Origin of the sequence: Dapis hubbardiae BLCC-M172, from assembly GCF_050016015.1 — a bacterium.
Classification (GTDB): Bacteria; Cyanobacteriota; Cyanobacteriia; order Cyanobacteriales; family Microcoleaceae; genus Trichodesmium.
Map to the genome: position 1 here is coordinate 1 of NZ_JBNHEQ010000017.1, position 26,620 is coordinate 26,620.

At 36.5% G+C, this 26,620-nt stretch carries 21 protein-coding genes; 12 read left to right on the forward strand and 9 right to left on the reverse strand.

The window, feature by feature from the left end:
• Positions 1-511: 511 nt before the first annotated feature.
• Positions 512-763: a DUF6761 family protein gene (locus ACP6PK_RS02195; RefSeq protein WP_094674801.1), complete on the forward strand. Its 252-nt coding sequence runs from the start codon at positions 512-514 to the stop codon at positions 761-763.
• A 246-nt stretch (positions 764-1,009) separates the two neighbouring features.
• Here ACP6PK_RS02195 and grxD read toward each other — a convergent pair whose 3' ends face one another.
• From grxD to phnM, 6 genes are all read right to left on the reverse strand, one after another.
• On the reverse strand, positions 1,010-1,345 hold the full coding sequence (grxD, locus tag ACP6PK_RS02200) for a Grx4 family monothiol glutaredoxin (protein WP_094674803.1): 336 nt from the start codon (positions 1,343-1,345) through the stop codon (positions 1,010-1,012).
• Positions 1,346-1,559: 214 nt separating this feature from the next.
• A complete protein-coding gene (locus ACP6PK_RS02205; RefSeq protein WP_426557399.1) occupies positions 1,560-1,820 on the reverse strand; it encodes a BolA family protein in 261 nt (86 codons plus the stop codon).
• A gap of 33 nt (positions 1,821-1,853) precedes the next feature.
• Complete coding sequence (locus ACP6PK_RS02210; RefSeq protein WP_094674807.1) at positions 1,854-2,495, reverse strand: tetratricopeptide repeat protein; 642 nt, start codon at positions 2,493-2,495, stop codon at positions 1,854-1,856.
• A gap of 345 nt (positions 2,496-2,840) precedes the next feature.
• On the reverse strand, positions 2,841-3,527 hold the full coding sequence (locus ACP6PK_RS02215) for an HAD-IA family hydrolase (protein ID WP_426557372.1): 687 nt from the start codon (positions 3,525-3,527) through the stop codon (positions 2,841-2,843).
• Between the two features lie 1,300 nt (positions 3,528-4,827).
• Positions 4,828-5,373, reverse strand: coding sequence for a phosphonate degradation HD-domain oxygenase (locus ACP6PK_RS02220; protein ID WP_426557374.1), 546 nt, complete (start codon positions 5,371-5,373; stop codon positions 4,828-4,830).
• Between the two features lie 1,186 nt (positions 5,374-6,559).
• Positions 6,560-7,696, reverse strand: coding sequence for a phosphonate metabolism protein PhnM (phnM, locus tag ACP6PK_RS02225; protein ID WP_426557376.1), 1,137 nt, complete (start codon positions 7,694-7,696; stop codon positions 6,560-6,562).
• 1,331 nt (positions 7,697-9,027) lie between these two features.
• Here phnM and ACP6PK_RS02230 point away from each other — a divergent pair.
• Entirely contained in the window at positions 9,028-9,324 is a 297-nt protein-coding gene (locus tag ACP6PK_RS02230) for a Dabb family protein (RefSeq protein WP_426557378.1), read from the forward strand.
• A gap of 68 nt (positions 9,325-9,392) precedes the next feature.
• Here the strand turns inward: ACP6PK_RS02230 and ACP6PK_RS02235 are convergent, their stop codons facing one another.
• A complete protein-coding gene (locus tag ACP6PK_RS02235) occupies positions 9,393-9,683 on the reverse strand; it encodes an SPFH domain-containing protein (RefSeq protein WP_426557380.1) in 291 nt (96 codons plus the stop codon).
• Between the two features lie 1,836 nt (positions 9,684-11,519).
• Between ACP6PK_RS02235 and fbp the strand changes: the two genes are divergently transcribed.
• The 7 genes from fbp (at position 11,520) to opcA (ending at position 19,253) form a co-directional block, all read left to right on the forward strand.
• A complete protein-coding gene (gene fbp, locus ACP6PK_RS02240; RefSeq protein WP_094675779.1) occupies positions 11,520-12,587 on the forward strand; it encodes a class 1 fructose-bisphosphatase in 1,068 nt (355 codons plus the stop codon).
• 196 nt (positions 12,588-12,783) lie between these two features.
• Entirely contained in the window at positions 12,784-13,932 is a 1,149-nt protein-coding gene (gene tal / locus ACP6PK_RS02245) for a transaldolase (RefSeq protein ID WP_426557383.1), read from the forward strand.
• A 418-nt stretch (positions 13,933-14,350) separates the two neighbouring features.
• On the forward strand, positions 14,351-14,590 hold the full coding sequence (locus ACP6PK_RS02250) for a hypothetical protein (RefSeq protein WP_426557385.1): 240 nt from the start codon (positions 14,351-14,353) through the stop codon (positions 14,588-14,590).
• A 264-nt stretch (positions 14,591-14,854) separates the two neighbouring features.
• Complete coding sequence (locus ACP6PK_RS02255; protein WP_426557401.1) at positions 14,855-15,169, forward strand: transposase; 315 nt, start codon at positions 14,855-14,857, stop codon at positions 15,167-15,169.
• Positions 15,170-15,208: 39 nt separating this feature from the next.
• Complete coding sequence (locus ACP6PK_RS02260; RefSeq protein ID WP_305778156.1) at positions 15,209-15,556, forward strand: IS200/IS605 family accessory protein TnpB-related protein; 348 nt, start codon at positions 15,209-15,211, stop codon at positions 15,554-15,556.
• A 325-nt stretch (positions 15,557-15,881) separates the two neighbouring features.
• Complete coding sequence (gene zwf, locus ACP6PK_RS02265; RefSeq protein WP_094675787.1) at positions 15,882-17,411, forward strand: glucose-6-phosphate dehydrogenase; 1,530 nt, start codon at positions 15,882-15,884, stop codon at positions 17,409-17,411.
• 519 nt (positions 17,412-17,930) lie between these two features.
• Positions 17,931-19,253, forward strand: a complete 1,323-nt coding sequence (gene opcA / locus ACP6PK_RS02270) for a glucose-6-phosphate dehydrogenase assembly protein OpcA (RefSeq protein ID WP_426557387.1) — start codon at positions 17,931-17,933, stop codon at positions 19,251-19,253.
• 326 nt (positions 19,254-19,579) lie between these two features.
• Here the strand turns inward: opcA and ACP6PK_RS02275 are convergent, their stop codons facing one another.
• Complete coding sequence (locus ACP6PK_RS02275) at positions 19,580-22,987, reverse strand: S8 family serine peptidase (RefSeq protein ID WP_426557389.1); 3,408 nt, start codon at positions 22,985-22,987, stop codon at positions 19,580-19,582.
• A 527-nt stretch (positions 22,988-23,514) separates the two neighbouring features.
• Between ACP6PK_RS02275 and ACP6PK_RS02280 the strand changes: the two genes are divergently transcribed.
• From ACP6PK_RS02280 to ACP6PK_RS02290, 3 genes are all read left to right on the forward strand, one after another.
• Complete coding sequence (locus tag ACP6PK_RS02280; RefSeq protein ID WP_426557391.1) at positions 23,515-23,706, forward strand: hypothetical protein; 192 nt, start codon at positions 23,515-23,517, stop codon at positions 23,704-23,706.
• A complete protein-coding gene (locus tag ACP6PK_RS02285; RefSeq protein WP_426557393.1) occupies positions 23,707-24,576 on the forward strand; it encodes a M50 family metallopeptidase in 870 nt (289 codons plus the stop codon).
• A gap of 329 nt (positions 24,577-24,905) precedes the next feature.
• On the forward strand, positions 24,906-25,199 hold the full coding sequence (locus tag ACP6PK_RS02290; RefSeq protein WP_426557395.1) for a hypothetical protein: 294 nt from the start codon (positions 24,906-24,908) through the stop codon (positions 25,197-25,199).
• Positions 25,200-25,701: 502 nt separating this feature from the next.
• Here ACP6PK_RS02290 and ACP6PK_RS02295 read toward each other — a convergent pair.
• A complete protein-coding gene (locus ACP6PK_RS02295) occupies positions 25,702-26,307 on the reverse strand; it encodes a class I SAM-dependent methyltransferase (protein ID WP_426557397.1) in 606 nt (201 codons plus the stop codon).
• Positions 26,308-26,620 lie beyond the last annotated feature (313 nt).

Sequence of the window (26,620 nt, forward strand, 5' to 3'; positions counted from 1 at the left end):
CTAAAAAGCAGTAAGATTTTTGCCACAAATATGCGGAGGATTGCTATAGCGTTTCCCAAGCTTATGAGGTACAGTTGTATTTTTGTCTTTTTGTTCCCAGTTAAGTGTTCCCTCAAACCTAAAATTTTGTACCTCACGCTTTTTGGGAATTGCTGTATCACATATTTTAGATTTTTTCCAAGTCTAGATTTTGAGATTTTTGGCTAAGATTAACGGAACATAGGATAAATCTATTGTAGACAGAAGATAAACTCGAAATAAATATATTCCTAACTCTACTAGAGATTTGAAAAGCTTCCGGAAATTGTTTTAAAATAGAAGTAGTAGAATATCAAGAGTAGAAAAATTGCCCACATACAAGTGTTTTTGTAATGTTTAATACCAAGTTGATACTTGGTTCAGACTAATCTCAAAAACAAATAGTAAAAGTTGCATTAAAAAGAAAATAACATTAACCTAAAACTAGGTTCTAATAAAAAATATAACCATTAATCCTGAGAACAAAAAAGCAATGTTAACTGACGCTCTAACAATCCGCCACTATCAAAAACTAACCGACGCCCTCGTCGAAATGTGGAACCGTGGTTATCGCTATGAGGAGATGCGTATATATTTAGATGGCTACCTAGCATCCTTGAGAATCTCTAAGGCGATCGAACCATTTTTAATTAATAGACTGGAGGAAGAAACGACCCGCTACATATATGACCCTTCAAATTTTGAAATGCCATTACAAACTCAACCAGAAGTAGATTACTATTAAAGAAGGAGTAAGCACTAAGTAATCAGTCGGATTATTTTTTTAAGCTCCAAGAAGGGAATTTCAACCCTACCTCAAGCATCCGGTGCTTGGGTTTGCAGGAGATTTTAACCCCTATCTCTAAAACCTGATAGCTAGTTAAATTACAGGTCTAAAATTCTAAAAATATAATAGTAGACATAAAAAATGAAGGGCATTATGACATACCCTTCATTTTTTATAATTTTAGACTTGTAAATATTGAGATTTCTAGGAAGCTGAAGCAACTGCTAGCTTTTGCTCTAGCTCATCTTTTTTGTTATTGTACATTTCAATCATTACATCAGAGCCTCCCAGGAATTCTCCATCAACATAAACCTGGGGAATTGTAGGCCAATTAGAATACTCTTTAATCCCTTGACGAATTTCTGGATCTTCTAATACATCGTAAGTTTCATAGGAAACTCCTAAAATATTCAATATTTGCACCACATTATTAGAGAAACCACACTGAGGCATCAACTTATTACCCTTCATAAAAATCATTATTTTATTTTTAGTAACTAAGTCATCAATTTTTGCTTTTAATTCTGGAGCTAGAGTCATGTTTATTTCCTTAGTAGACGGTCATAGAAGCGATCGGCATTCACCATTTATCTAACCCAGATCTATGGTTTGATATGCTTAAGTGATAGGCGATCGCTTTTTGATTATAGATACTATTAATTTGCCTGATGTTTGATGGCAAATTATGAGAATTAGTTAATTATGGCTGATGTAGCCAAATAATCCTGTTTGCTTTGTAACCTAAAAGCAAAAATTAAGCACTTTGTCCTGCTGCTTTCCACTCTTCAGGAGTATAGGTTTTCAAAGCTAAAGCATGGATGGCTTCAGAGGCCATTTGCTCTTGTACGGCAGCATAAACCATTTGATGTTGTTTCACGAGAGTTTTTCCCTCAAACTCAGAGGAAACAACGATGGCCTGTAGGTGGTCGCCACCCCCTGTTAAGTCTTGGACTTCTACCTGAGCATCTGGCAACTTATCTTTAATCATTGCCTCAACTTGCTGTAGATTCATAATTTTTCCCCTGTAAAAGTATTGTCATTCTACATTTTAATTAAGAGATTGGGGTGAGGCAGGAGGTTGGTCATCTCCAGAAGATCTAGGATAGGGAATATCCACAAATCCTAACTCTAGTAACTGCTGGTAAGCTTTTTTTCCTAAATCACGAGTGGGTTGCTGAGAACTAATAATTTGAACCAGTAATGGTACTGCTAATTCTGGTTGGTTTTGCGCCCGGTGGACAAGGGCTAACTGATAAGTAGCTTGGTCTCTCATTTGGGCAGTGTTCAAAGCTTTAGTCCTTTGGTCATCTGCTAAACGATTATCAATACCAGAAAAACTAGCAGCTAGTTGAGTATGGAAATTAGAAAGTTGATTAAATATTTGACGAGCTTCTTGTAGTTTCTGGTTAGCTAAGTCATAATTCTCGGAAGCAATGGCATTGTCAGCTTCGCTCATTAGGCGTTGTCCACCCTGAAGACTGAGAAGACTATTCTGTGGATCTAAAGGACGAGCATTTTCAGGTTGGGTGGGTTGTATTGGTTGAACTGGAATAGGAGAAGAGTTTTCTGACTCTAAACTCTCCTCAGATTGAGCATTAAGTGGTTGTTGTAAAAGTATGAAAGCTCCCACAATCGGAAGAGTAAAGCCGAATATGGAGTAAACAAAACGAATAGGTTTAGTAAATACCATGATTATTTTAGTTGGTTTATATAAATAAAAAACTATTTTTCAGATATACTATCACTCTTAGGGAGTAGGGAGTAGGGAGTAGGGAGTAGTGACAATTTTTATGTTTAGGCAGTAGAAAGTAGCAATAATTTTGATCATAGATAGACATCTCCAGAAAAGAGGGAGTAGGGAGTAGAGGAAAATAATTGATGATTTATGTGCGATAATTGATTTTATTTTTGATTATTGGAGATGTCTAATAGTCAGTTTTAACTGAAAAGCTTTGAAATTATGACTCTTGACTCCAGTATGGGTAAACGGCCGTAACGACCCTACTATCAAAATATTACAACTTAAACAGAATTGCTATATTTTTGATAAAAATGATGGTAGTTGCCATAAGTGTGGTTCAAATTCTGTGAGGGAATTGAGAATTTGATGGGCAGAATGAAATAAGTTTTTATCCATATCAGGATCGGGAACAACAACTACGGACATTCGGGCGGCTAAGGCTGCTTCCATTCCTGCTAAAGAATCTTCAAATACTAAACAGTTTTCTGGGGAAACATCTAATCTTTCAGCAGCTATTAAGAAAATATCTGGTGCTGGTTTTCCACGTTTAAGATTTGGGTCATCTCCAACAACAATATAATCAAATAATTGGAACCATTCTTGATGATTTTTTGTTTTTAAATTAAATGGTTCACGGGAAGAACTGGTGGCTACAGCTTGAGGAATTTTATTATTATATAAATGTTGAGTAAGGCGAACTGCACCTGGCATTGGTTTGGCTTCAGGAAAGCGTTGATATGTGAGACTATTTCTTTGTTGAAGATAATTTTTGGGAGTTACAGGTAGTTCTAATAGTTCTACAATTGCTCTTGCAGAATCGATAGATTTTCTACCAGTAATTTTACATTTAATATGTTTGTCAAAAATTTTGCCGTAACGGCTTGTTATTTCAGTATTTACTTGAGCATGAATTGATTCTGTATCTAGAAGTAAACCGTCTAGGTCGTAGATAATATGGGTAATTTTTGGGAAATTATTCATTTGTTTTAGGGAGTATTCAATAATTAATAATTAACAATTAATAATTAGGGTTTGCTGATTAAATATCAAAGCATTTACATATAAAGGTTTTACCATTTTGAAGTTCGGAAAAAGTACGAGATTGGGAGCTGATATGGCTGAAAAAGTGAGTATGGTATTCAAGAATTAAGAATGCGCGAATTACCTCTCCCTTAAAAATAAGAGGATTGACGAACAGGAAAATTTTTATTTATTATCCCCTATCCAAGGGGAGGCTTTAAACCAGAATATTTCGGTAAGAGTTGAGTCCGGTTGCATCAAGGGATAATTTTTCTTTTTACCTCTTCTACAACTCCCTGTTTCTCTTGACTCTTCACTATTCCCTACTCCCTACTCCCTACCTCAACCAAGAGACTTATTTAGCAAGCCCTAATTACTTCTTGTTACAAATAAGAGGATTGGCTAATTTTTTTTTCTTTTTTCTCCATGAATGGAGATAATTTATACCAATTTGAAAAAAGAATGTTACGAATAATAAGGTAAGCCTTCAGCTATTAGCTAGCCTCCTAGGTCCGAACTTCGTTAACAGCTTTTTAATCAATAAAGCAAACATTTGCTTAATTTATACTATACTACTATATTTTTAACTAGAGAATTGAAGCACAATAGCGACTAGCTCTAGTTATCAACTCTAATTGTAATTAACCTATTAGCTGATTGCTGACCGCTGACTGCTGAATGCTTAGATAATAAGCAGTATTAAAATATTTTATCGGGAACTTATATTGAAGGAAAAAGATAATTTAAGATACAATAAAGTAGATAAAACCTATTCCCATACGACTCCTGAATCGTGACTCCTAAGAAGTACCCGAAGTATTGGTAGCAAACATTCATCAAATTGTTATTATACCTTAATTTTACGGTAATTCAGGTGGCTGAAACTGAAGAAAAAAAAATCATAAATTTCCTTTGTTATCCCCTTGAAAGGTTCATAAGGGGAAGTTTTTTACTTTCTGGTTATGACTAGACTTGGACGGCAAAGAAGACTTGGAAGACAAGGGAGAAAAAAGCAATTGTCATTGGTGGATTAAATGCTTCCTTCATAGATAACTAAATTTTTATAAGTTTGAATTTTCCGGCGTTTGTACTTCCTTGTCTACTTTCCTACCAAGTCTTATCCTATTTTCCCTTTATTGTCAAAAACTTACCCTTGTCAGAGAGAGGATCTGGAGAATTTAATTTATTATTGCTAGTCAATTCAAGCAAAATTTATTATTCATAATATTGGCAATCTTACTAACAATGATAGTTTGATAGATTAAATGATAATTTGATAGATTATTTGAGTAAAGTATTTTAAATTAGGGGTTTTCATGCCAACAATTTTAGCTTGGTCATCCCAAATTCTTAATTGTACTGCATCTTCTGCATAAGGCTGCTGAATAAATTCGGCTGCAGCATCAGTAGAAAATGCTCCACCTTGTAATTCTAAACTTCGTTTAGAAGCTGGAGATAAAGTTGCAAAATAGTTAGGTTTTGTTGCACAAAGATAACGTTTAGCTTCAACATGAAGGCGAATTGGTTCTGTGACAGCTTCTCCAAATAAATGTTTTAAATACTTGATACTACGATATTCATGATGGTCGTTAATACCTTTTTTTGCTGCATCTTCTCCTAGGTTGTGAACTAGATGTCCGAAGTCATGAAATAAGCAAGCTACAATTAGTTCATTATTAGCTTTTGCTAGTTCTGCTAAAGTGGCACATTGGAGGGCGTGTTTTAGTTGACTAATAGGTTCTTGACCATATTGGTAATGACCTTTGAAGGAGAGAATTTTGAGGATTGTCTCAATATCTAGTTTCATGTTGATTTTGTGTTAGGGAGTTCTGAAAAAAAATTAGTTATTAGGAGTTTATTCAGCAGATTTGTTGCTGATTTTTGTGACGGCAGGTCAAAATTATACCGTGATTTTTGGATTGTTTTTTGCAGTTCATTTAGTAATACCATTTCTCTATGAAGTTACACTTAATAAAAGATAACAGCTGTCAGTAAAATTCTGGTCTGGGTAAGAATTATTAAGTGCATTATTAGAAAGAAATGGTATGGTTTGATTTTAATTGATAATTAATTAAACTATTACGTTATAGTTTTTAGATTTTAGATAAATTAACCAGGGTGGCAATCGGCTTCTTGCAGGTTGATAATTAATTAAACTATTACGTTATAGTTTTTAGATTTTAGATAAATTAACCAGGGTGGCGCTCGGCTTCTTACAGGTTGATAATTAATTGAAGAAAGAGTCAGGAGACAATAATTCTGGAGAGAGAATCAATGTTCGTGGGGACTCAAACCCCAACCAATGGCCGACACAGCGGGTGACGGTGGGGATTTATACCCGATAAGGTTTCCAGCCACGGAGCCTGCGCCCAAAAAATTCTACTGAGGACTGAGGACTGAGGACTGACTTCCAGGCGAAGGCTGTTAAACTATAACGTAATAGTTTTTAGATTTTAGATAAACTAGCCTGGGTGGCAATCGGCTTCTTGCAGGTTGATAATTAATTAAACTATTACGTTATAGTTTTTAGATTTTAGATAAATTAACCAGGGTGGCGCTCGGCTTCTTACAGGTTGATAATTAATTGAAGAAAGAGTCAGGAGACAATAATTCTGGAGAGAGAATCAATGTTCGTGGGGACTCAAACCCCAACCAATGGCCGACACAGCGGGTGACGGTGGGGATTTATACCCGATAAGGTTTCCAGCCACGGAGCCTGCGCCCAAAAAATTCTACTGAGGACTGAGGACTGAGGACTGACTTCCAGCCGAAGGTTGTTAAACTATAACGTTATAGTTTTTAGATTTTAGATAAACTAACCAGGGTGGCGGAAGATAATAGCTATCAGTAAAATTCTAGTTTGGGTAAGAATTATTAAGTGAATTTTGAGATAGAAATAGAACCAAATTACTATATAAATTCCAAGATTAGTTGTGAAATTTTGCCAGGGATAATATTAATTTGACCAAATAATCTTACAAAGTAATAACAGTTCAAGCAACACGACGACCATTAATAACGACTGAAGTTAAATGGGGAACAATTCCATCATCATGCACTGTAATTAGATCGGCACGTTTGCCAACTTCCAAACTTCCTCTATCCTCAAACAAATTAATAGTTTTAGCCGGATTACTTGTAACTAACTTCATCGCTTCATATACAGGTTTATCAGTTTTATGACTAATTAAAAAAACAGATTGTAATAAACTGCGAGGTACATAATCTGAAGAAATTACATCAACTAAATTTTGCTCTACTAATTCCATTGCTGATACATTGCCAGAATGGGAACCTCCTAATACTAAATTCGGCGCACCCATTAAAACTTGTAATCCAGAATTATGAGCTGCTTTTGCTGCAGCAAAAGTTGTCGGAAATTCAGCTAATACTGCTCCATTTTCTACAGCTTCTTTAACATGATTTATTGTTGCATCATCATGGGAAGCTAGAGAAATTTTTTGTTGCTTTGCTAGGTCAACTAATGCTTGACGATTTTTAGGAGCATATTGTTTTTGAGTTTCCTGACGATAAGTAATAAAGTCATTCATTTCTGCTTCGCTAACTCCATGTTTTCCCATATAATATTCTTTGTATTTTTCCAGACTAACAAATTGTCTTTGACCGGGAGTATGATCCATTAAAGACATCAGAGAAAGAATAGGATTAGTTGCATATTTTTCCACAACATTACATACACTTTCAAAAGAAAGTTCACAGCGTAAATGTAGACGATGGTTTGTCAGAAGTTTCCCAGATTTTTGCCTATCAAAAATAGCTTCAATCATATCACCAAAATCTTTGACTCGAACAGAATTTGGTTTAATATCTCCAATAGAAATTGCATCACAAACTGTAGTAATTCCAGAACTAATTACATCTCGGTCATGATATGATAATGCTGCTGTTAAAGGCCATTTAACTCCAGGGCGAGGAGACATACATTTTTCTAAATTATCTGTGTGCAGTTCTATCAATCCAGGCATTAAATATTCTCCTTCCCCATTCTGACCAATATTAACAATTCCTGGTTGAATTTCGGCAATTTTACCATCACGAACTATGAGAGTACCAATAATTTCTTGGTCTGGCAATTGTAGGCGGTAGTTGGTGTAAATCTTTTCGTTCATAAGTTATTTAATCAACAGTTAATCTTTAGTTAACAAATTATAATTTTCAATTTCTATATAGTATAAGCTTTAAGCATTAAATTATCAGTTATCAGATCAATTTAAAAATATTAGCTGTCAAGGCTTTCAATTTTATTAATGTCCTAAAACTTTTTTATAGTAGTATAATATCAATTTATAGCGTTTCTCAACCTTATGAGGTACACAAGCTCTTTAATTTCTTTTCTATTCCTTATCTCCCTGTTCCCAGTTAAGTGTTCCCAGTTAAGTGTTCCCTTCAATTTAAAAATATTAGCTGTCAAGGCTTTCAATTTTATTAATGTCCTAAAACTTTTTTATAGTAGTATAATATCAATTTATAGCGTTTCTCAACCTTATGAGGTACACAAGCTCTTTAATTTCTTTTCTATTCCTTATCTCCCTGTTCCCAGTTAAGTGTTCCCAGTTAAGTGTTCCCTAAAACAAACGAATTTTGTACCTCACGCTTCTTGGGAATTGCTATAATGCTATAGATACTTATCAAACAATTAATAATCATTAATTATTATATCAAATCTGCTTGACAAGGAATTTTATAAGAAACCGGGTTGATGGGAGGTAGATATTAGTATGGTAGAGCATTTAATATAAATTATAAGAAACCGGGTTGATGGGAGGTAGATATAGCAATCCTAAATAGATCCTGACCAATCAAAAAGTAGATAAAAAACTTGAAGCTCCCGCCTGTAGCAATAGTGCCTGTTCCCTAAAAGCGGTAAGGTTTTTATACACAAAGAAAATAGGATTGCTATATTAGTATGGTGGAGCATTTAATATCAACTCGGTTTCTATGTTTTTTTTTAATTACTGAAGGTAAAATCGTCTACTAAACTAGCCAAATTATTAATAAATTTTTATCCTTCCGCTCTACTTATCATTATCATCCAAAAAAACTCAATCTAATAGAATGTCTAGCTTTAAAATGTGGGTAAATTTGAGTTAATGAAGACCTCTCCCCCAACCCCTCTCCTGCAAAGAGAGGGGGAAAGTTTTGCACAAAATTTTAGTTTAGATGAGCTAGTATCAACATTTTATGAAATTACTATCAGTTTGCCTAATCCTAATTTCGTCTTTTTCCCAAAGTTCGTCTTTTTCCCAAAGATAGTTAAAAAACTAAAGCGATCGCCTACTATTTAGTAAACTCAAACCATAGACTTTTTTGCCAGTTTGTCTGACAAAATCTCTAATCTAATAAATTGCATAATTTAGTAGCAAATTTACAACTGAAATTTGCTATAGCTGTACCTCAATTTATGTTAAAATATAACGGATTTTTTGACGGATTTATTTAGATGATAGTACATATAGTTTTATTCAAGTGGCAACCAAATACTTCACCGGAAACTATTACCTCAGTTATGTCGGCTTTGAAAGGAATGAAAGGGAAAGTTCCAGAAATAATTGATTTATCTTGTGGGGATAATTTCTCAGAACTTTCTCAAGGGTTTCAAAATGTTTTAGTAGTTCAAGTTAAGGATAAAGCTGCTCTTGATGCTTATGCCAAAAATCCTCTTCATCAAGAAATTATTCAGACTTTGATTAAGCCAGTTTTGGCAGATAAAATTACTGTTGATTATGAAGTTGAATGAATAGAACTTACCCCAAGAAACCCGGTTATGAGGTAAGCATTTCCTGCGGAATGCTGCGCAAACAGCGGTCAGCTATTAGCCAGCCTCCTGCGATAGTAAAGAACCGCATTAACACCAACAGTAACACTATCTTTTGTGACTGTATCTTGGGATTCAATATCTACAGTAATAGTTCGTCGATCTACTTGTTTTACTTGGTCGATGATGGGAATTGTTAAGTATATCCCTGGTCCTCTAACATAACTCAATCTTCCTAGTCTAAAAATTACAGATTTCTGGTATTCATAATTCATTTTTAGACTGGCAGATAGTAATGCTATTAAGACTAATAAAATTAGTAAAGGTAAGATGGTTAACATATCATATTAAATTCGGGTTTAAACAGTATATTAATATCTTCAAGCCAATAAAGATTAAAGATACAGGAGAAGCTAGAAAACAACATTTATTATAGAAGGCATAATTAATAACGAATAATTAATAATTAAATAATTCGGGTTTAAAGCCTCCCTTTTTAAGGGGAAAAAGCGGTCTTGCGGAGTATGAGTAGAATGGGATGGATGGGTTATCTAACCATATCCAATCTATCAAGATAGAGGTAATTGTTAATTACATTTTCTTAAGCTCCTGAAAAAAATCGCGCGTCAAAGGATTTTCAGTTGCATCCTCACAAAAATTCTGATATCATAAAGCTTAAATGCTACCATCTGCTTATATACATGACTTTTTATTCAACTAAATTTAGTTACTAAGAAGGCGATAGAACTCCGTTCCGCTTTGTGATCGCTCAGATTCAAAATTTTTCAATGGAGCAATACCAAAAATATTTTCATCTTGTGAAGCTTCAGGCAAATACTGATTTTTCTCTCATCAAATCTTTCCATTAATACCTGCCTAGTGCAAAAGCACAAACATTTGCATTTTCTTAAGCTCCTGAAAAAAATCGCGCGTCAAAGGATTTTCAGTTGCATCCTCACAAAAATTCTGATATCATAAAGCTTGAATGGTATCACCTGCTTATATACATGACTTTTTATTCAACTAAAAATAGTTTCGAGGGCGATCGCTCAGGTTCTAGAAAGGAAAATCAATTTCAAAGATACAGTTAGGGGTTATATATAGTGTCTTTGGATAAGTCTTAAGTATATTCAATTGACTCTAGATAGTAATCTTAAAATAAATTTCAATTATTAAAACTATTAAAGACTTAAGCCATGAACATAAGAAACACATAAATAAATGGGCAAAAGTAGAACAGGAAAAGACTAGAAAAAATATAGCTGACAAACTTTTAGTATTTTTTTGTAGCTCGTTAGGGATTACTTATCTTATGGTTTTTTTAGCATCTATTTCTCCAAAATCAGATAAGCCATTTATGCGGGAAATGATACCTATTATTATCACCCCACAAGTAAAATTATTGGGTGTTGCATTAGGCTTTTATTTTAAATACCAGGGTTAGGATATCATTGACGAATAAGATTTTATATAACTGTTTAATTCTTATTCCTAAATAATATTAAAGTTTGTGTTACTACTATATTTTTCTTAGTAGATAACACAAACTTTTTTTTTGAAATACAGCAGATTTCATATCATATTAATTCGTTATAAAAAAATCTTTCATCTTTAGCCATTAGCAAATATTCCCAAATTACAGCAGTTTCCGAAGCTATGAGGTACAGTTGTTTTTATTCTTTTCTATTCCCTCCATACCTGTTCCCTCCATACCTATTCCCTCCATACCAGTTAAGTGTTCCCTCAAACCTAAAATTTTGTACCTCATAACAGCGGGAAGCGCTGTATATTCCCACCTCACTCCTATACGGGCGATTTCCTACGGAATGCTCCTAATTACGCGTTTACGAAGTATTCAGGAACGAAAATCGCCCCTACGACTAGACTTTTTCAGAAAATTATAGATAATTTTAACCGAAAAATTTTGGTCTCAAGCTTCCTCTTTTAAGGCGATAAAAAAGGAAATATTTGCTTTAACTGGAGGTACTGATAACTGAAAAGACTTCTGACTCCTAAAATTTGACTTCCGCTACTATCTAAAGTTCATATTAAAGAAGAGCAACCTCCCGCTCAAGCCCAAATAGAATAGACCCTAGGCATATCCAGAATAGAACTAAAGTTGCCTTTGCAACTAGCCTATTGGCTGGAGCTATTCAAGATGGAGGAATTTTATAGATATGGTAAATGCCCAAACTGGGGAAGACCTCCACATTCGTCTGGAGGAAACACAAGCATTAGACCGTGATTGTACAACCTTATCACGTCATGTCCTACAGCAACTTCAGAGCTTCTCACCAGATGCTCAAGATATCAGCGCCTTAATGAATCGAATTGCTTTGGCAGGCAAATTAATCGCTCGTCGTCTAACCCGCGCTGGATTAGTCGAAAATGCTTTAGGGTTTACTGGCACAGTCAATGTCCAGGGAGAATCCGTCAAAAAGATGGATATTTATGCCAATGATGTATTTATCTCGGTATTTAAGCAAAGTGGCCTTGTCTGTCGCTTGGCATCCGAGGAAATGGAAAAACCCTATTACATTCCAGAAAATTGCCCAATTGGTCGCTATACCTTGCTTTACGATCCTCTAGATGGCTCCTCTAATCTAGATACTAATCTCAATGTGGGGTCTATTTTCTCAATTCGCCAACAAGAAGGCAATGATGAAGATGGTTCCGCTAGAGATTTACTTCAAAGTGGACGTAAACAAATTGCTGCTGGTTATATTTTATATGGCCCTAGCACAATGTTGGTGTATTCAATTGGCCGGGGGGTTCACGCATTTACTCTTGACCCTAGCTTAGGTGAATTTATCCTTGCTAATGAGGATATCAAAATTCCAGATCACGGCCCAATTTATAGTGTGAATGAGGGTAACTTTTGGCAGTGGGATGATTCTATGCGGGAGTATATCCGCTATGTTCATCGCCATGAAGGTTATACCGCCCGTTATGGTGGTGCATTAGTGGGAGATTTTCATCGAATTTTATACCAAGGTGGGGTATTTTTATACCCAGGTACAGTGAAAAAGCCAGAAGGAAAATTGCGTCTACTATATGAATCAGCTCCAATGGCTTATTTAGTGGAACAAGCTGGTGGTAGAGCTAGTACAGGAACAGAAGAAATATTAGATGTATTAGCAGAAGAACTTCATCAACGGACGCCATTGGTTATTGGTAGTAAAGAAGACGTGGCACTTGTTGAGTCTTTTGTTAAAGAGCAAAAACGTATTTCTAATCAAGGTTAACAACTTGAATTAGGTTGTAGAGTTAGAGTTTTTGCAAGCAGAATACAAATTGTATATAGACTTCACTTCTGCAACACCTCAATAATAAAGAAGTTTTGAAGACCTGCAGTAGCACATAACAGCTTAGTTATTCTTGAGAAGTATCTAAAAGTACAAAAAACTCCAACAAAACATAGTAGGAATTAAGGTAATAGCTATGACAACTAATCATTTGCTAGAAATAGAAAACCTAGGCCAGAGTATCTGGATGGATAATCTGAGTCGCAATATTATTGAGTCTGGGGAACTCAAGAGTATGATTGTCCAGAAAGGGATTCGTGGTATTACTTCTAATCCCGCGATATTTGAAAAGGCGATCGCTGGTAATGCTATCTATGATGCAGATATTGAAGCTGGTATCAGTGCTGGTAAGTCAGTGATGGAAATATACGAGTCTCTTGTATTTAAGGATATTCGTGATGCTTGCGATATTTTCATGCCAGTTTATGAACAGACTAATGGATTAGATGGTTATATTAGTATAGAGGTTCCACCAACTATTGCTAAAGATACAGAAAGTACCATCAGCGAAGCAATTCGTTATTATACTGCTATTGGTCGCGAAAACCTAATGATTAAGATTCCAGGTACACCAGAAGGTTTACCAGCAGTAACGCGAGTTATTAGTGAAGGGATAAATGTAAATGTCACTTTGCTTTTCTCCGTAGAAAGCTATGTAAATACAGCCTGGGCTTATATTGAAGGTTTAGAAGCTAGAGCTGCTAAAGGAGAGGATATTAGTAAGATAGCTTCTGTAGCAAGTTTCTTTCTCAGTAGGATTGATAGTAATATTGATGGTACAATTGATGGAAAACTCAAGAATGTAGCAGATGAAACTGTCAAGGCAAAACTAGAAACAGTCAAAGGAAAAGTAGCGATCGCTAATGCCAAAATTGCCTATCAAGAATACAAAAAAATAATTCAAGGCGATCGCTGGAAAGCTTTATCAGCAAAAGGCGCAAAAGTACAAAGACTGTTATGGGCAAGCACCAGTACCAAAAATCCAGCCTATAGTGATGTAATGTATGTTGACGAATTAATTGGACCTGATACAGTTAATACCTTGCCTCCCCAAACCATAGATGCTTGTGTTGACCATTGTCATGTTGACAACCGAGTTGAGACAAACTTTGAGGCAGCAAAAGAAGTCATAGAAAGTCTCAAAGATCCTGAGATTAATATCAATATTGACCAAGTAATGGACGAACTCCTAGCAGAAGGGATCGACAAATTTATCAAACCTTTTACTTCCCTAATCAACTCCCTAGAAGAAAAAGTTAAAAAATTAGCACCTGTTTCAAGTTAAATAAATCTGATTTCATCAGCCAAAACAAAAAAAAGTAAGGTTTGACTGATGACCTACAATGGGAATTAAGTATTAGGTAAGTCGAATTAAACGTTAAAAAATTCTAAGGGCGGGTTTAGCTGAAAGCCTTAAAAAATTAGCAATGTAGTCCTAAAAACCCGCCCTAGTAAGTTGCATTTATTCATAACTGACTTACTTAATGTAGTTAAATACGCTGAATTATTGAATAATTTGGTATAATAAACATTGTACATAAACATAGTCATATATAGTCAAATATCTTCGTTTATTGGTACATGCATAGCTACTAAATATTTGACAAAATTTAATAATCCTCGACACCCTTAAGAACGGGGTTTAAATCAAATAAAAACTAATAAATTCTCAGAGCCTAATCGTAATTTTAACTCCTTGATTTATGAAATTAGTTGAGAGACATATTATTCAACCAACACATCGGTTTTATGCTGAAATTGACCGGCTGTGTTTCTTGTCGAAAAATCTCTATAACTATTCTAATTATTTAGTTCGGACCTCTTGGATATTTGAAAAGAAAAATCTATCCTACTATGACCTACAAAAAACACTTTCTACTCAAGCAGACTATCAAGCAATGCCAGAATCGAGTATCTCAACAAATATTGATGATACTAGATAGAAACACATGAATTGCTTTTTAGCCGTGAACGAAGTTTTTAAAGAGAATCCATCAAAGTTTAAATCTCGTCCTCCTCTTCGGTGGATCTAAAAATAAAATAACACCGAATAAATATTATAGTTTATACTAAACAAGCTATCAGCAAGAGGCAACTAAAACAAGGAATTATTAATCCCAGTAAAACAGGCATTTATCTAAAAACATTAGTGCCTACTTCACGCTCTTAAACAAGTTCGTCTCGTCCCTAGACTTAACCATTATGTAATTGAGGTAGTTTATGAGAAATGCGAAAAACAATACGACCTAGAGAAAAATCGTTGCGCCAGTATTGATATTGGGTTAAACAATTTAGCTACATTTTCATGTCGGCGACAGCCGAAACTTTTAAGGGTGCCGGAATCAAACCCAAGAGTGATAAATGGCAGACCCTTAAAATCTATAAATCAATACTATAATAAAATTAAAAGCTTACTACAATCTGAACTTCGGGAAAATCAATCAAGCCTGAGACTGAAAAAGCTTATGTTAAAAAGAGAATTTAAAATTAATGATCCAATACGCGTATTGCATCTCGTTTGATTATTGATACTTTAATTAATCAGATGCAGAGGAACTCTGATAATTGGGCACAATGAAGAGTGGAAGCAGAAGATAAATTTAGGGAAAATAAATAATCAAAATTTTGTATCTGTTCCCTATAAAAAGTTAATTGAAATGTTATCTTATCAAGCCAAGATGGTAGGGATAGATGTGATTATTACAGAAGAATCTTATACCTCCGCATCAAGTTTTATAGATAATGATTTGATTCCAGTTTACAAAAAAGGTCAGAAAAGAAGAGTCAACTTTTCACCGAAAAGAGTAAAGCGATGCAGCGCCGCCAAAGGGGGTTTCCCCCATGAGCGACTGCATCAAGACAAAGAGGAATGCAATCGTACTGCCAACAAAGGATTAATCAATGAGTAAAGTGAACGGTTCTCTAAACATAATGAAAAAAGCAGTCCCAAATGTCTTTGACCATGGGATAGAGAAGCCAGTGCGTTGGGCGGGTCTCCCGACAGTCACGCAACTGGCGTGGTGTTGTAGTGCCTCCTGGGTCAGAGCTGCGCTAACACGAGCGTCAGGATAACGCCTGCAATGCAGGAGGATTAGTCATATTTGACATTTTTATGAACTATACAAAGATTCATAGTAAACAAATAGCTAAATTTTTGATTAAATCAAAAAAACCAGACACTTCAACAAAAACAAAAAAGCTTCTATAGTAATTAATTAGAAGGAGTAAACATAGATGGTAGCATTATTAGAAAATCCTCTGCGGGTTGGATTACAACAAGACCGGATTCCCGAACCACAGATTTTAGTAATCTTCGGTGCATCCGGCGATCTAACCCAAAGAAAACTCGTTCCAGCATTATATCAAATGAAGCTAGAACGGAGACTTCCCCCTGAACTAACAATAGTTGGAGTGGCACGCCGAGAATGGAGCCATGACTACTTCCGTGAACAAATGCGGACAGGAGTAGAAGACTTTGGTGGTGGCTTACAATCTGAAGAACTATGGAATGATTTTGCCAAGGGGATTTTTTACTGCCCTGGTAACATAGACAAACCAGAAGATTATCAAAAACTCAAAGAACTTTTGAGTCAACTGGACGAAGAGAGGGGTACGCGAGGTAATCGCGTATTTTACTTGTCTGTAGCTCCCCGATACTTTGGAGAAGCTACTCAACAGTTAGGGGCAGCCGGAATGTTAGCCGATCCTAAAAAGCACAGATTAGTAATTGAAAAGCCCTTTGGTAGAGACCTCAGTTCAGCTCAGGTACTCAACAAAATTGTGCGTCAAGTTTGTCCCGAAGAGCAAATATATCGCATCGATCACTATTTAGGGAAAGAAACCGTTCAAAACTTAATGGTATTTAGATTTGCTAATGCCATTTTTGAACCCCTATGGAATCGTCAATTTGTTGATAATGTGCAAATTACTGTTGCAGAAACAGTAGGATTAGAAGGACGTGCTGGATATTATGAAACATCAGGCGCCCTGCGGGATATGGTACAAAACCACCTGATGCAGCTATTCTCCCTCACAGCAATGGAACCTCCTAATTCCTTAGATGCTGATAGTATTCGCAACGAAAAAGTAAAAGTAGTTCAGGCAACCCGTCTAGCAGATTTAGAACACCTCGAATATTCGGCAATTCGCGGTCAGTATACCCAAGGTTGGATGAAAGGTAAAAATGTTCCAGCTTATCGGGAAGAAGGAGGAGCAGATCCTAACTCCACCACACCTACTTATGCAGCACTGAAACTTAATGTTGATAACTGGCGTTGGAAAGGAGTACCATTTTATTTGCGCACTGGCAAACGGATGCCCAAAAAAGTGTCAGAAATCGCAATTCAGTTTAAAGAAGTGCCATATCTGATGTTCCAGTCCGCAGCTAAACAAGCTAACCCTAACGTATTAGCTTTGCGCATCCAACCGAATGAAGGGATATCGATGCGCTTTGAAGTTAAAACACCAGGTAGTTCTCTGCGAACTCGCTCAGTAGATATGGATTTCCGTTACGATACAGCTTTTGGTAAGCCCAGTACAGATGCTTACAGTCGATTGTTAATAGACTGTATGTTAGCAGACCAAACCCTATTTACTCGTGGCGACGAAGTAGAAGCATCTTGGCGAGCATTAACACCAATACTGAGTATCTGGGATGCTCCCGCTCCACCAGAAGTAATACCTTTGTATGAAGCAGGTAGTTGGGGACCAGTCGAAGCCGAACTGTTGCTCAACCGAGATGGTCGTCGTTGGCGCCGACTTTAAATCAGTTATCAGTTATCAGTTATCAGTTATCAGCGATCAGTTTTTAGTAGTTGTAAACAAGTAATTTCCTTAAATTCAACTGACAACATGACTGGTTACTGATAACTAATACCCTTTGGGAAGTATTATAACCAACTTTTAACTGATAACTAACAAGTTACATTTAGAACTGTTATATCAAATCCGCTTGGTACGGTTCCCGAAAAATCGGGGTAACAAGAAACCGGGTTTGTAGGAGGTAAATGGTAGGGACGTTTCACTGCGTGACATGGAAAGCGGAGCATTCCGGAACGGAAAACGCATTTTTGCCTGTGCAACGTCCGTACAAGGACATTTTATACAAACCCGGTTTCTCTGCTTTTTTATACCGATACTACCAGATTTGATATGATATAGGGGTTTAACTTTTGACTATTAGATTTCTCATTATGTAGAAATTTTTGTTAGGAAAAAGAAGCCTACTTAATAACCACCAGGTTTAACGCAAGCATCACCAAAGAACTTAAGCATTTACTAAAAATGAGTACAACACTTGTTGCCTTACAACAACCAAAAGATATCTCTCTCGGTGAAATTGAGGCAGAACTAAATAAAATCTGGCTCAGTCAAAGTGGAGGTAAGTCAGCTTCCATTGCTACCAGAGCAGCAACTTTCAGCATGGTAATCTACGAACCCGAAGAATTCCAGCAACTTTTGGCTGGTTTGGGATTCTACAAAGGTGAAATAGACGGTATTAATGGAACAGCAGCTCGTGAAGCTATTAAGGAAGCTCAAAAAGCTTATGGATTACCAATTACAGGTAGAGTAGACTCTGAAACTCTTGCCAAATTACGCTCAGAGTGGGCTACCAAATCACCAGAAGAAAAGCAATTCTCTAATATAGATGTCAGAGGATTTAGTATAAGTGATGTTATCGCAGATCAAAATCCCTGTCGAGTTATTACATTGTGTCCTACCTTCGGAGAAGATACAGGGGTAACAGCTCAAGTTTCTGCTTACTGTCCAGTTCAGAAAAAGCAGTCTTCACTAATTTGTTGTGAATATATTACCCTACGCGGAACTAAAGAAGCATTAGAACGGGTAAGTGATGTCGTAACATCATTAATGATTCCCGATCTACCCAAGTTTGTTTGGTGGAAAGCTACCCCCAACCCAGAACAAGAACTTTTCGCTCGTCTATGCAAAACTAGCAACTGTATTATTCTCGATTCATCTTACTTTAGCGATTCAGAATCAGAATTTCTCAAAATGCAGGAGTTGGTTGAGGATAAAACATATATTGCCGACTTAAATTGGCATCGTCTGTCTGCATGGCAAGAATTAACTGCTGCTACATTTGATCCGCCAGAGCGTCGTGCTTCTCTGAGTCAAATTGATACAATTACTCTTGACTATGAAAAAGGGAACCCAGCACAAGCATTAATGTTTTTAGGTTGGTTCGCTAGTCGTCTTGATTGGCAACCTACAACTTATACTAAAACTGGTGGTGATTATGACATCATCCATATTAAGTTCACCACTCCTAACGACAAGGAAATTTTAGCAGAATTGGCAGCAATTCCTACTGCTGACTATGGTGAAATTCCTGGAGATTTAGTGGGACTGCGTTTAGACTCTAGTAATCCCAATGCAGGTTGTTGTACTATTTTGTGTTCTGAAACCACTGGTTGTATGCGATTAGAGTCAGGTGGTAATGCCCAGTCTTGTCATACAGAGCAAGTTAGTGCTTTAAGCGATCAGAAGGCAGAATATTTGATGGCTCAACAGCTACAACGTTGGGGACGAGAGGTTTTGTATGAAGAGAGTTTAGCTATAACTGCTGAAATTCTTAAATTGCGTTAATTTCGGCAATAAGACTTACGCAAAATATTAAATCATACACCATCTGTAGGGGCGATTTCCGTTCCGGAATGCTCCTAATTACGCGAATCGCCCCTACAAATAAATCGTTCGCCTTCAAGGTAGGGTGCGTTTTGCTGCGCAACATGAAAAGCGGGGTAATTTAATTATGGGGTAGTCAAGTTAATTTTGTTCCCGCGTAACGCACCATTGACAGGGTGAATTTTTGGTAAAGAAGGTGCGTTACGGCGCAGTTTTGAGGTTAAGTGATTATTTTTGTAGATGATAGCCGCCTAACGCACCCTACGACTACTATTGTCTGTGCAAAATTAGCTAAAAACTTCTATCCACTCAGGAACAGCTGCAGCCACTTTTGCAGTGTAATCAGATCGAAATTGTTTCTTGCCAGAATTATAAAGACCAGCCGCACTTTCATAATACCCTGCTTCTATTAGGGGGATCATATTATTCATTTTGTAGAATGCTGCTTTTGCCTTCAAAGACTTAAGAGGATCGAACATATACTCGGGATGATTAACAAAATCAATTCCAGTCAAGTCTGAAACCTTTTGGTAATTATCTTTCCACGTTATCTGAGCCAAACCAGCCCCTGGATATCCCGTTTTAGCAGCATCATCAGTTGTGTTTTGTGCCTCTGGATTCCAGCTTGATTCATACCCGATAGTAGCCGCAGCGTATGCAAGTACAAGGGGATTTCTAATTTCTAGGCTGGCAAAAGCTTCAACTAGCAGGGAAATATAAGGACTCGCTATCTCCTGCCAAGGATCGGGAATTTTAGCGATTTGTTCCAACTCTTTAGAGGCATTCTGTCGTTCTTGTTCCCTAGTATCCCTCTTAGATTCAAGCTCAGAAATTTCGCTTTGCAGTTGAGTAACTTCATCTTTTAATTCATTAATTTCGTCTTTTACCCAAGGCAACCAAGACCACAACCAAAACTCTTTATCCTTGATTTCTTCTTCTTTTTTCTTTATTTCGTTCTGCTTATCGAGAATTTGACTGTTAATCTCGTCAATTTCCTTCTCAAGAGTATTAATCGTCTGTTTAAGTTGGTCAACATGAGTACCACCACCAGTTCGAGGTAGCTGCAGTTGAGGTGGGTTATTGCCGTCTCCACTATTTCCCCCAGGCAAAATCAACCATTCCCCAATTTGCAAATTCGTAGTATCAGCATCAGTTAACTGCCTTCCGGTTGACTCCCGAATAATTTCACGCCAACGACTAGCATTTCCTAGCAAATCTTGAGCAATATCAGATGGCGTATCTCCTGCTTTGACTTGATAGCGAGAAGATGGTTGTGGATTAGAAGAAGGAGGAGGAGTAATTGGTTGACCCGTACCTGTCTGATAACTCACTGGCAGATACACAGACTGACCCACTTGTAAATTCAGTGCTTCAGCTTCGGTAAACGTACTACCGTTGGGCGTTTTCATTATTTCCCGCCAACGGTTGCCGTCACCAAGCTCCCGTTGAGCAATATTCCAAAGATTATCATTAGGACGAACAATGTACTGCCGATTTTGTCCAGGAGTTGCGGGAGGAGCGGAATAGTTATTAGTTTGGGCATTTTCCAATCGGACAAATGAAAGACCAGCATATTGAGCGGGAGTGAGAATCCGTTCTTTAATCCAACTTCCTGTAGGCCAGTTTGCTTCAGTAATCCGAACCCGACCATCAGGATACACTTCTTCGAGGAAAGCAACGTGACCAACACTACCTGCTCCTTTCACATTGGGTGGCCAGACAACAATCCCTCGTGCGCCTGGAGTTGGGGTAGAAGTAATCGGTAAACCCACTTTCTGTGCATCTCCCTTCCACTCCCAGGCATTGCCACGGAATAAGGCATTATTTTTTATCGCTGCGGGTAACAAACCTGTTTCAAGCATTCGCCCGTAAGTGTACCAAGTACATTGCCCGATCCAGTGGTAAGCAAACGGGTTTACTGGCCCACTTCGATAGTTAGGTGAATTAGAATTGATCGGAACATCAGGAATAGGATCGGGTGGGGATGGTTGGGTTGGTGGCGGTTGTATTTGGACAGCAGGAGGCTCACCTGTTGTAATCGCTGCCGAAATCCATTGATCTGTACCCGCAATCCGATACCAACGATCGTCTGAACCCAAACCAGGATAACTAATATACTCCCCTTTCTGCCACGCATCATACTGAAGTTGTTGTTGATAGTTTGCACTACCAACACGATTATAATTAGTTCCTGGACCAGAGCGAAGATTTGCACCAATGGTGGCAGTCACTGTTCCACTAAAATTGCCTGTAGTATGGATTTGTACTGCTCGTTCACCGGGAATAACTTGACCTGCACCACTCCAAGTTTCAGGAATTAGAATTGAAGGAACTTCATACTCCTGGGGTGTAGTAACTTTTGCCAACTCCATCGCCATATTAATGTTTAACAACCCCGCACCAGTCTCTTCATCCCATCCTGGTGCTTGTACATCCTTAGCGGTAGACTTCAAAATCTCAATCACCTGACGATAATTCAAATCTGGATTTGCTGCCCAAACCAAGGACGCAGCACCACTCATTTGAGCTGTAGCTACAGAAGTACCAGCCATCGTGCCCAAACCATCCCCAATAGTGGAAAATAAAGGATATGATTCCGTACCACCAGGAGCTAAAATATCTAAACCATTACCATAACTAGAATAAGCTGCCCGATTTTCTCCATCAGCAGCACCCACCGTAACAATATTGTCAAATTCCTGAGATGCTTGCCCCAACACAGACATCACACCGCCATCATTACCTGCAGCAGCAACAATCAAAACACCATTCTTTCTGGCATATTCTAAGGCGGCCCGTTCTTCTGGGGTAAACTCATAACGAGTCGTCACGTTCCCCTCGGCGTCCGTCTGGGTCAAATCCAAGCTCAAATTTGCCAACGCATTCGGTTGGCTAGACTCCCTAAAATCATCCACAAACTCAACCAAAGACTCAGCCCATTCTCCAGACCCAATGGCTCGCCCTAACCACAAAGGAGCTTTATCGTTAATCCCGTCAATACCAATACCATTATCGCGAGTCGCCCCAATAATTCCCAAAACATGAGTACCATGTTCGTTTCCTTCTCCAGACTGAAGCAGTGGGTTATTGTCATTGTCGAGGCGATCGCTACCCAAAGTTATCCGAGTATAATCAATATCGGGATTATTACCACTAAACCCAGTATCAATAACTCCCACCAAAGGTTGATTTTCCACAGGGAAGTCATAATCTTGATTATAGTTATTTCTCGGCGGATCTATCGGTATTGTTACCGGAGGTGGTAAAGTTCCCACAACTCCACCAACATCTGGTATTTCTACACTTGGCTGTCCTGGATTAATCAACGCTTCCAAAGTCGGCCAAGTAGAGAAATTATCTACATCAAAAGCATCAGCTTCAGTAGGATTTTCTGCGAAATATTCGTCAATCTTGGCAAAGTAATTTTCAAATAAACTTTCTACATCTATATTATTAATATCTATAGCAGAATTATTGCCTAAAATTGCAGCTACTAATTCTTGTTCTGTAAATAATCCAAATACACTATCCCAAACCAGGGAATCATCTATTGGTAGAACCGGACAAAATGCCACACTCGGACTAATTATTTCTTCTAAAATAAACGTTTTGCTTCTGCGCTTTTTCCGTTTCTCCTTAGCATTTTGTTTAAGTTTTTGTTTGCTATTAGCTTTTTTTTTCCATGACCAATGCATAAGTTACACCTCTGATTTGTGTTGGGAATTAAGATTGACAAGTTTTTCCTTTTGCAATTTCAATGATTGCTTTCATATAACATATATCAGACGAAAAACTCATTTATTTTCGTCCGTTGTTTATCAAGATTTAGGCAAAATAATTATCGGATAATTTAACTCACAAAATATTTAAGTGTCAAGGTGATTAATAATTTTTAATGATTTTTTTTGAGATTATCAGTCATAAAAAGCCAATAAAAAAGTAATACTTAATACTAGTATTATTTCCATATATATGTAATCATAAATCTCTTTTTAATTAATTAATCATCTTTTTTCTATAAGTATATTTAGAAAATTTGAAAAATTTTGCTCTAATTTTTGTTTACTAAAGCTTGATATTAATTGAGTATAAAAAACTTGTAAAAAATGTATTTTTAACTGTATTTTGTCGGTTGTATTTATATAGTTAATTATAAAATTAAGTAAAAATTCAGATAAACTAAGTGAAGTAGTGATACTATCAATAATTAAAATACAACCGAATGTTAATGAGACTTAAACCAGAGGTGCATTGGATTCAACATCCAGACAACTATTGGATATTACGAAATCCTGAATATCCGACTTTTATACAGGTAGATAATATTGATAAAAATGTCATTTGTCTGTTAGGGAAAAGACCAATACCTGCCATTGCGAATAAACACGATTTGACTCTCCAAGACATTCAATAATTGTTGCAAAAATTAGCAGCAACAGGTATGTTGGAGGATACGGAACCTCCACCGAAAAAGTTCTCTTTAGCCCAAATATTATTTTTCAAAATCCCTCTGTTCAAACCTGACGAATGGTTAGAAAAACATCTAGATAAGTTACCCTGGATTTGGACTAAAGCTTTTGGTTTTTTCCTCTGTTTTTTCCTTGGTCATACAATTTTTTTATGGTTAGCTTATGCCACAGATATTGTTTCTGCTCATCAACAAGTTTGGGGAGATTTGACTTTAGCTCCAACTAATTTATTAAAGTTAGGTTTTGCCTCAATGTTGGTAATTTTTTTGCATGAATTAGGTCATGCTTTTACTCTGAAACATTTCGGCGGTATTGTGCCAGAAATTGGTTTATTATTTATGTGTTTTATGCCCGGAATGTACACCAATACTTCCGACCAATATTCTTTAGTTAAAAGGAAACAAAGAGTTTTAGTTGTAGCAGCGGGGGTAATAGTTCAAATAATTATTTGGTCGTTGGCAGTTTGGTTATTATTAGCTTCTCCTCCCCAGAGTTTGATGCAGCAAAATAGTTATTTATTGATGAGTGCTGCTTTGTTGACAGTCGCGTTAAATTTGAATCCATTAAATGCTTTTGATGGTTATCATCTGTTAGTAGCAATGACAGGAATTAATAATTTAAGGAAGCGATCTATCTTGTTTTATTTTGATTTATTGCGCCGTCAACCTTCACCTGAGAAAACATCTGACCAAGCTATTTTAGCTATTTATGCTCCTCTTAGTATTATTTATACGGTTTTGATTTTGGGTTATACGTTGTGGTTGGTAGGAAATTGGATAGGAGAGTTTTTGCCTGTGGTTTGGAATTGGATTTGAAATAGCACTCATAAATTTGAACCTACCATTTTCCCCGCATTAACCTTAGTTAAATATTTATTTGACCAAAAAGTTTTCGTTTCAAGTCTCTTTTTTCAAGAGGATAAAAAAAAGAATATTCCGTATTTTCAAGCCTCCTGGTTTCCTACGGAATGCTGCGCAAACAGCAGGAGATGCTGATAACTGAAATAACCTACCCATTAGAAGCAAAATATGCTTCCCTATCGGTCGCAATGACAGTTTATTATTTGTTCTGATTTAATGATATTTAGGAGAAAAAAGTAATTAAAATAAATCAAATTTTCCCAGTCATTTCTGCTACTTTGATTTTGAGTTTAGGATTTTATCAAAAGTTACCAGCAAAGGCTATTATTGTAAGTTCAACTCAGAATAATAATAGTTTAACTACAGAAACTAATTCAGCGCAAAGTTCAGATTTATCCCAATTTTTTACTACTACTACATCCCAGTCTATTCAAAACTCAAATACTGAATGTAATCTCTCAAAACAAGCAGGTACATCTGTGCCAGAACCTACTTTAATTACTGGGTTAATTTTCGTTGCAGGATTGGGTGTTTGGAGTCAAAAGAAAAAGAAAATTAGCAATACAGAATCTGATTGAACAGTCGTCCGCAGCGACGAAGCGGAAGCAATCTCAGGGGTGTGCGGAGATTGCTATCCGTTCCGGAATGCTCCGCAAACCTTCCACTCCGTTCCACTCGCAATGACTTAGCTATAGTAATTATCCAGATTTGATATAATTAGTTTTTTTCGCTAGAAAAAGTTTATTATTTTATCTAGATTGGGACTTAGGCAGAGGTACTATGAGGTACTATATTATAGAGTCAAAAAACTATAACGTTATAGTTTTGAACACTATATACATTGTCTTTGCGTAAGTCCTATAGATAATTTCTTGTTAGCCTAATTTTTTGCCGAGTTAGTAAAAATATATTACTCACTTTATCGCTTATTAATTCACTGTCTGAAATATTTGCTTTTTAATGCCAATATTCAGTTATCCTAGCAGAAAATTATCTTACTAATTACCAACACTTTTTGATCATAAACTGTTTATCAACAGGGGGAAAGGGGAATTAGGTTTTTAGAATTTATCAGTTTTATTATTTAGTAAATATTGTTAGTAATACTGCTCCTAATAAGTAATAATTAGCTTGTAAATTTAATCCAGCTTCTTGACCCAATTTTGCACGAGCTGTTGGACTATAAAGGTTTAAACCTCCTGGAGTAATACCTAAATATTGAAATTCATCTTGCCATTTCAAATAAGAATCAACTAAATAAAAATATCCACCAGGACGTAATACTCGACTCACTTCATTAAATACCTGTTGAGGATGAGGATAATGTAAAAAACTAATGGTATTAAAAACAGCATCAAATTGCTCATCCGTTAAAGGCATTTCTTCAGAATTTCCTGATAAAAATGTTAAACGTTCTGGATAATGATTACGACTATTTGCTTGACTAATCATTTCCGGAGATAAGTCTAAACCAGTACCTTGAAGATTAGGAAAATTAATAGCAAGACGATAGAGAAGTTTTCCCGTACCACAACCTAAATCAAGTACATTTGCCGAACTTGGTAAATTTACATATTCCAGCAACCTTTTATGTATAGCTTGATAAACTACAGATGGAAATAACCAATCGTAACTTGATGCCCAACGGTCAAAAAATGTTTGTTTAATAGAAGTATTATTTGTCATGTTATTTTAGTTATCAGTTATTGTTTTAGGGAGTAGGAAATATGAGTCGAGAAAAATAATAACTAGGGTTTACTAAATAAATTTAAACTTTAGGCTTTTTGGGTTGAAAAAAGTGCCTGTTTTGCAGTTGAAAACTCTCAAAAAGTTATTATTTTTGGCAGAATAATAGCAGAAAAATCAAGGGATAAATATATCTGACTATCCCCTTTATAGAAGCCCTAAGCGTATCTTGGCAAAGTTGCGAGTTTTTGCCTCTTGAGTCAGGAGTCGTAGGGGCGTTTCATGTCGCGCAGCGAAACGGCCATGTGCTAAC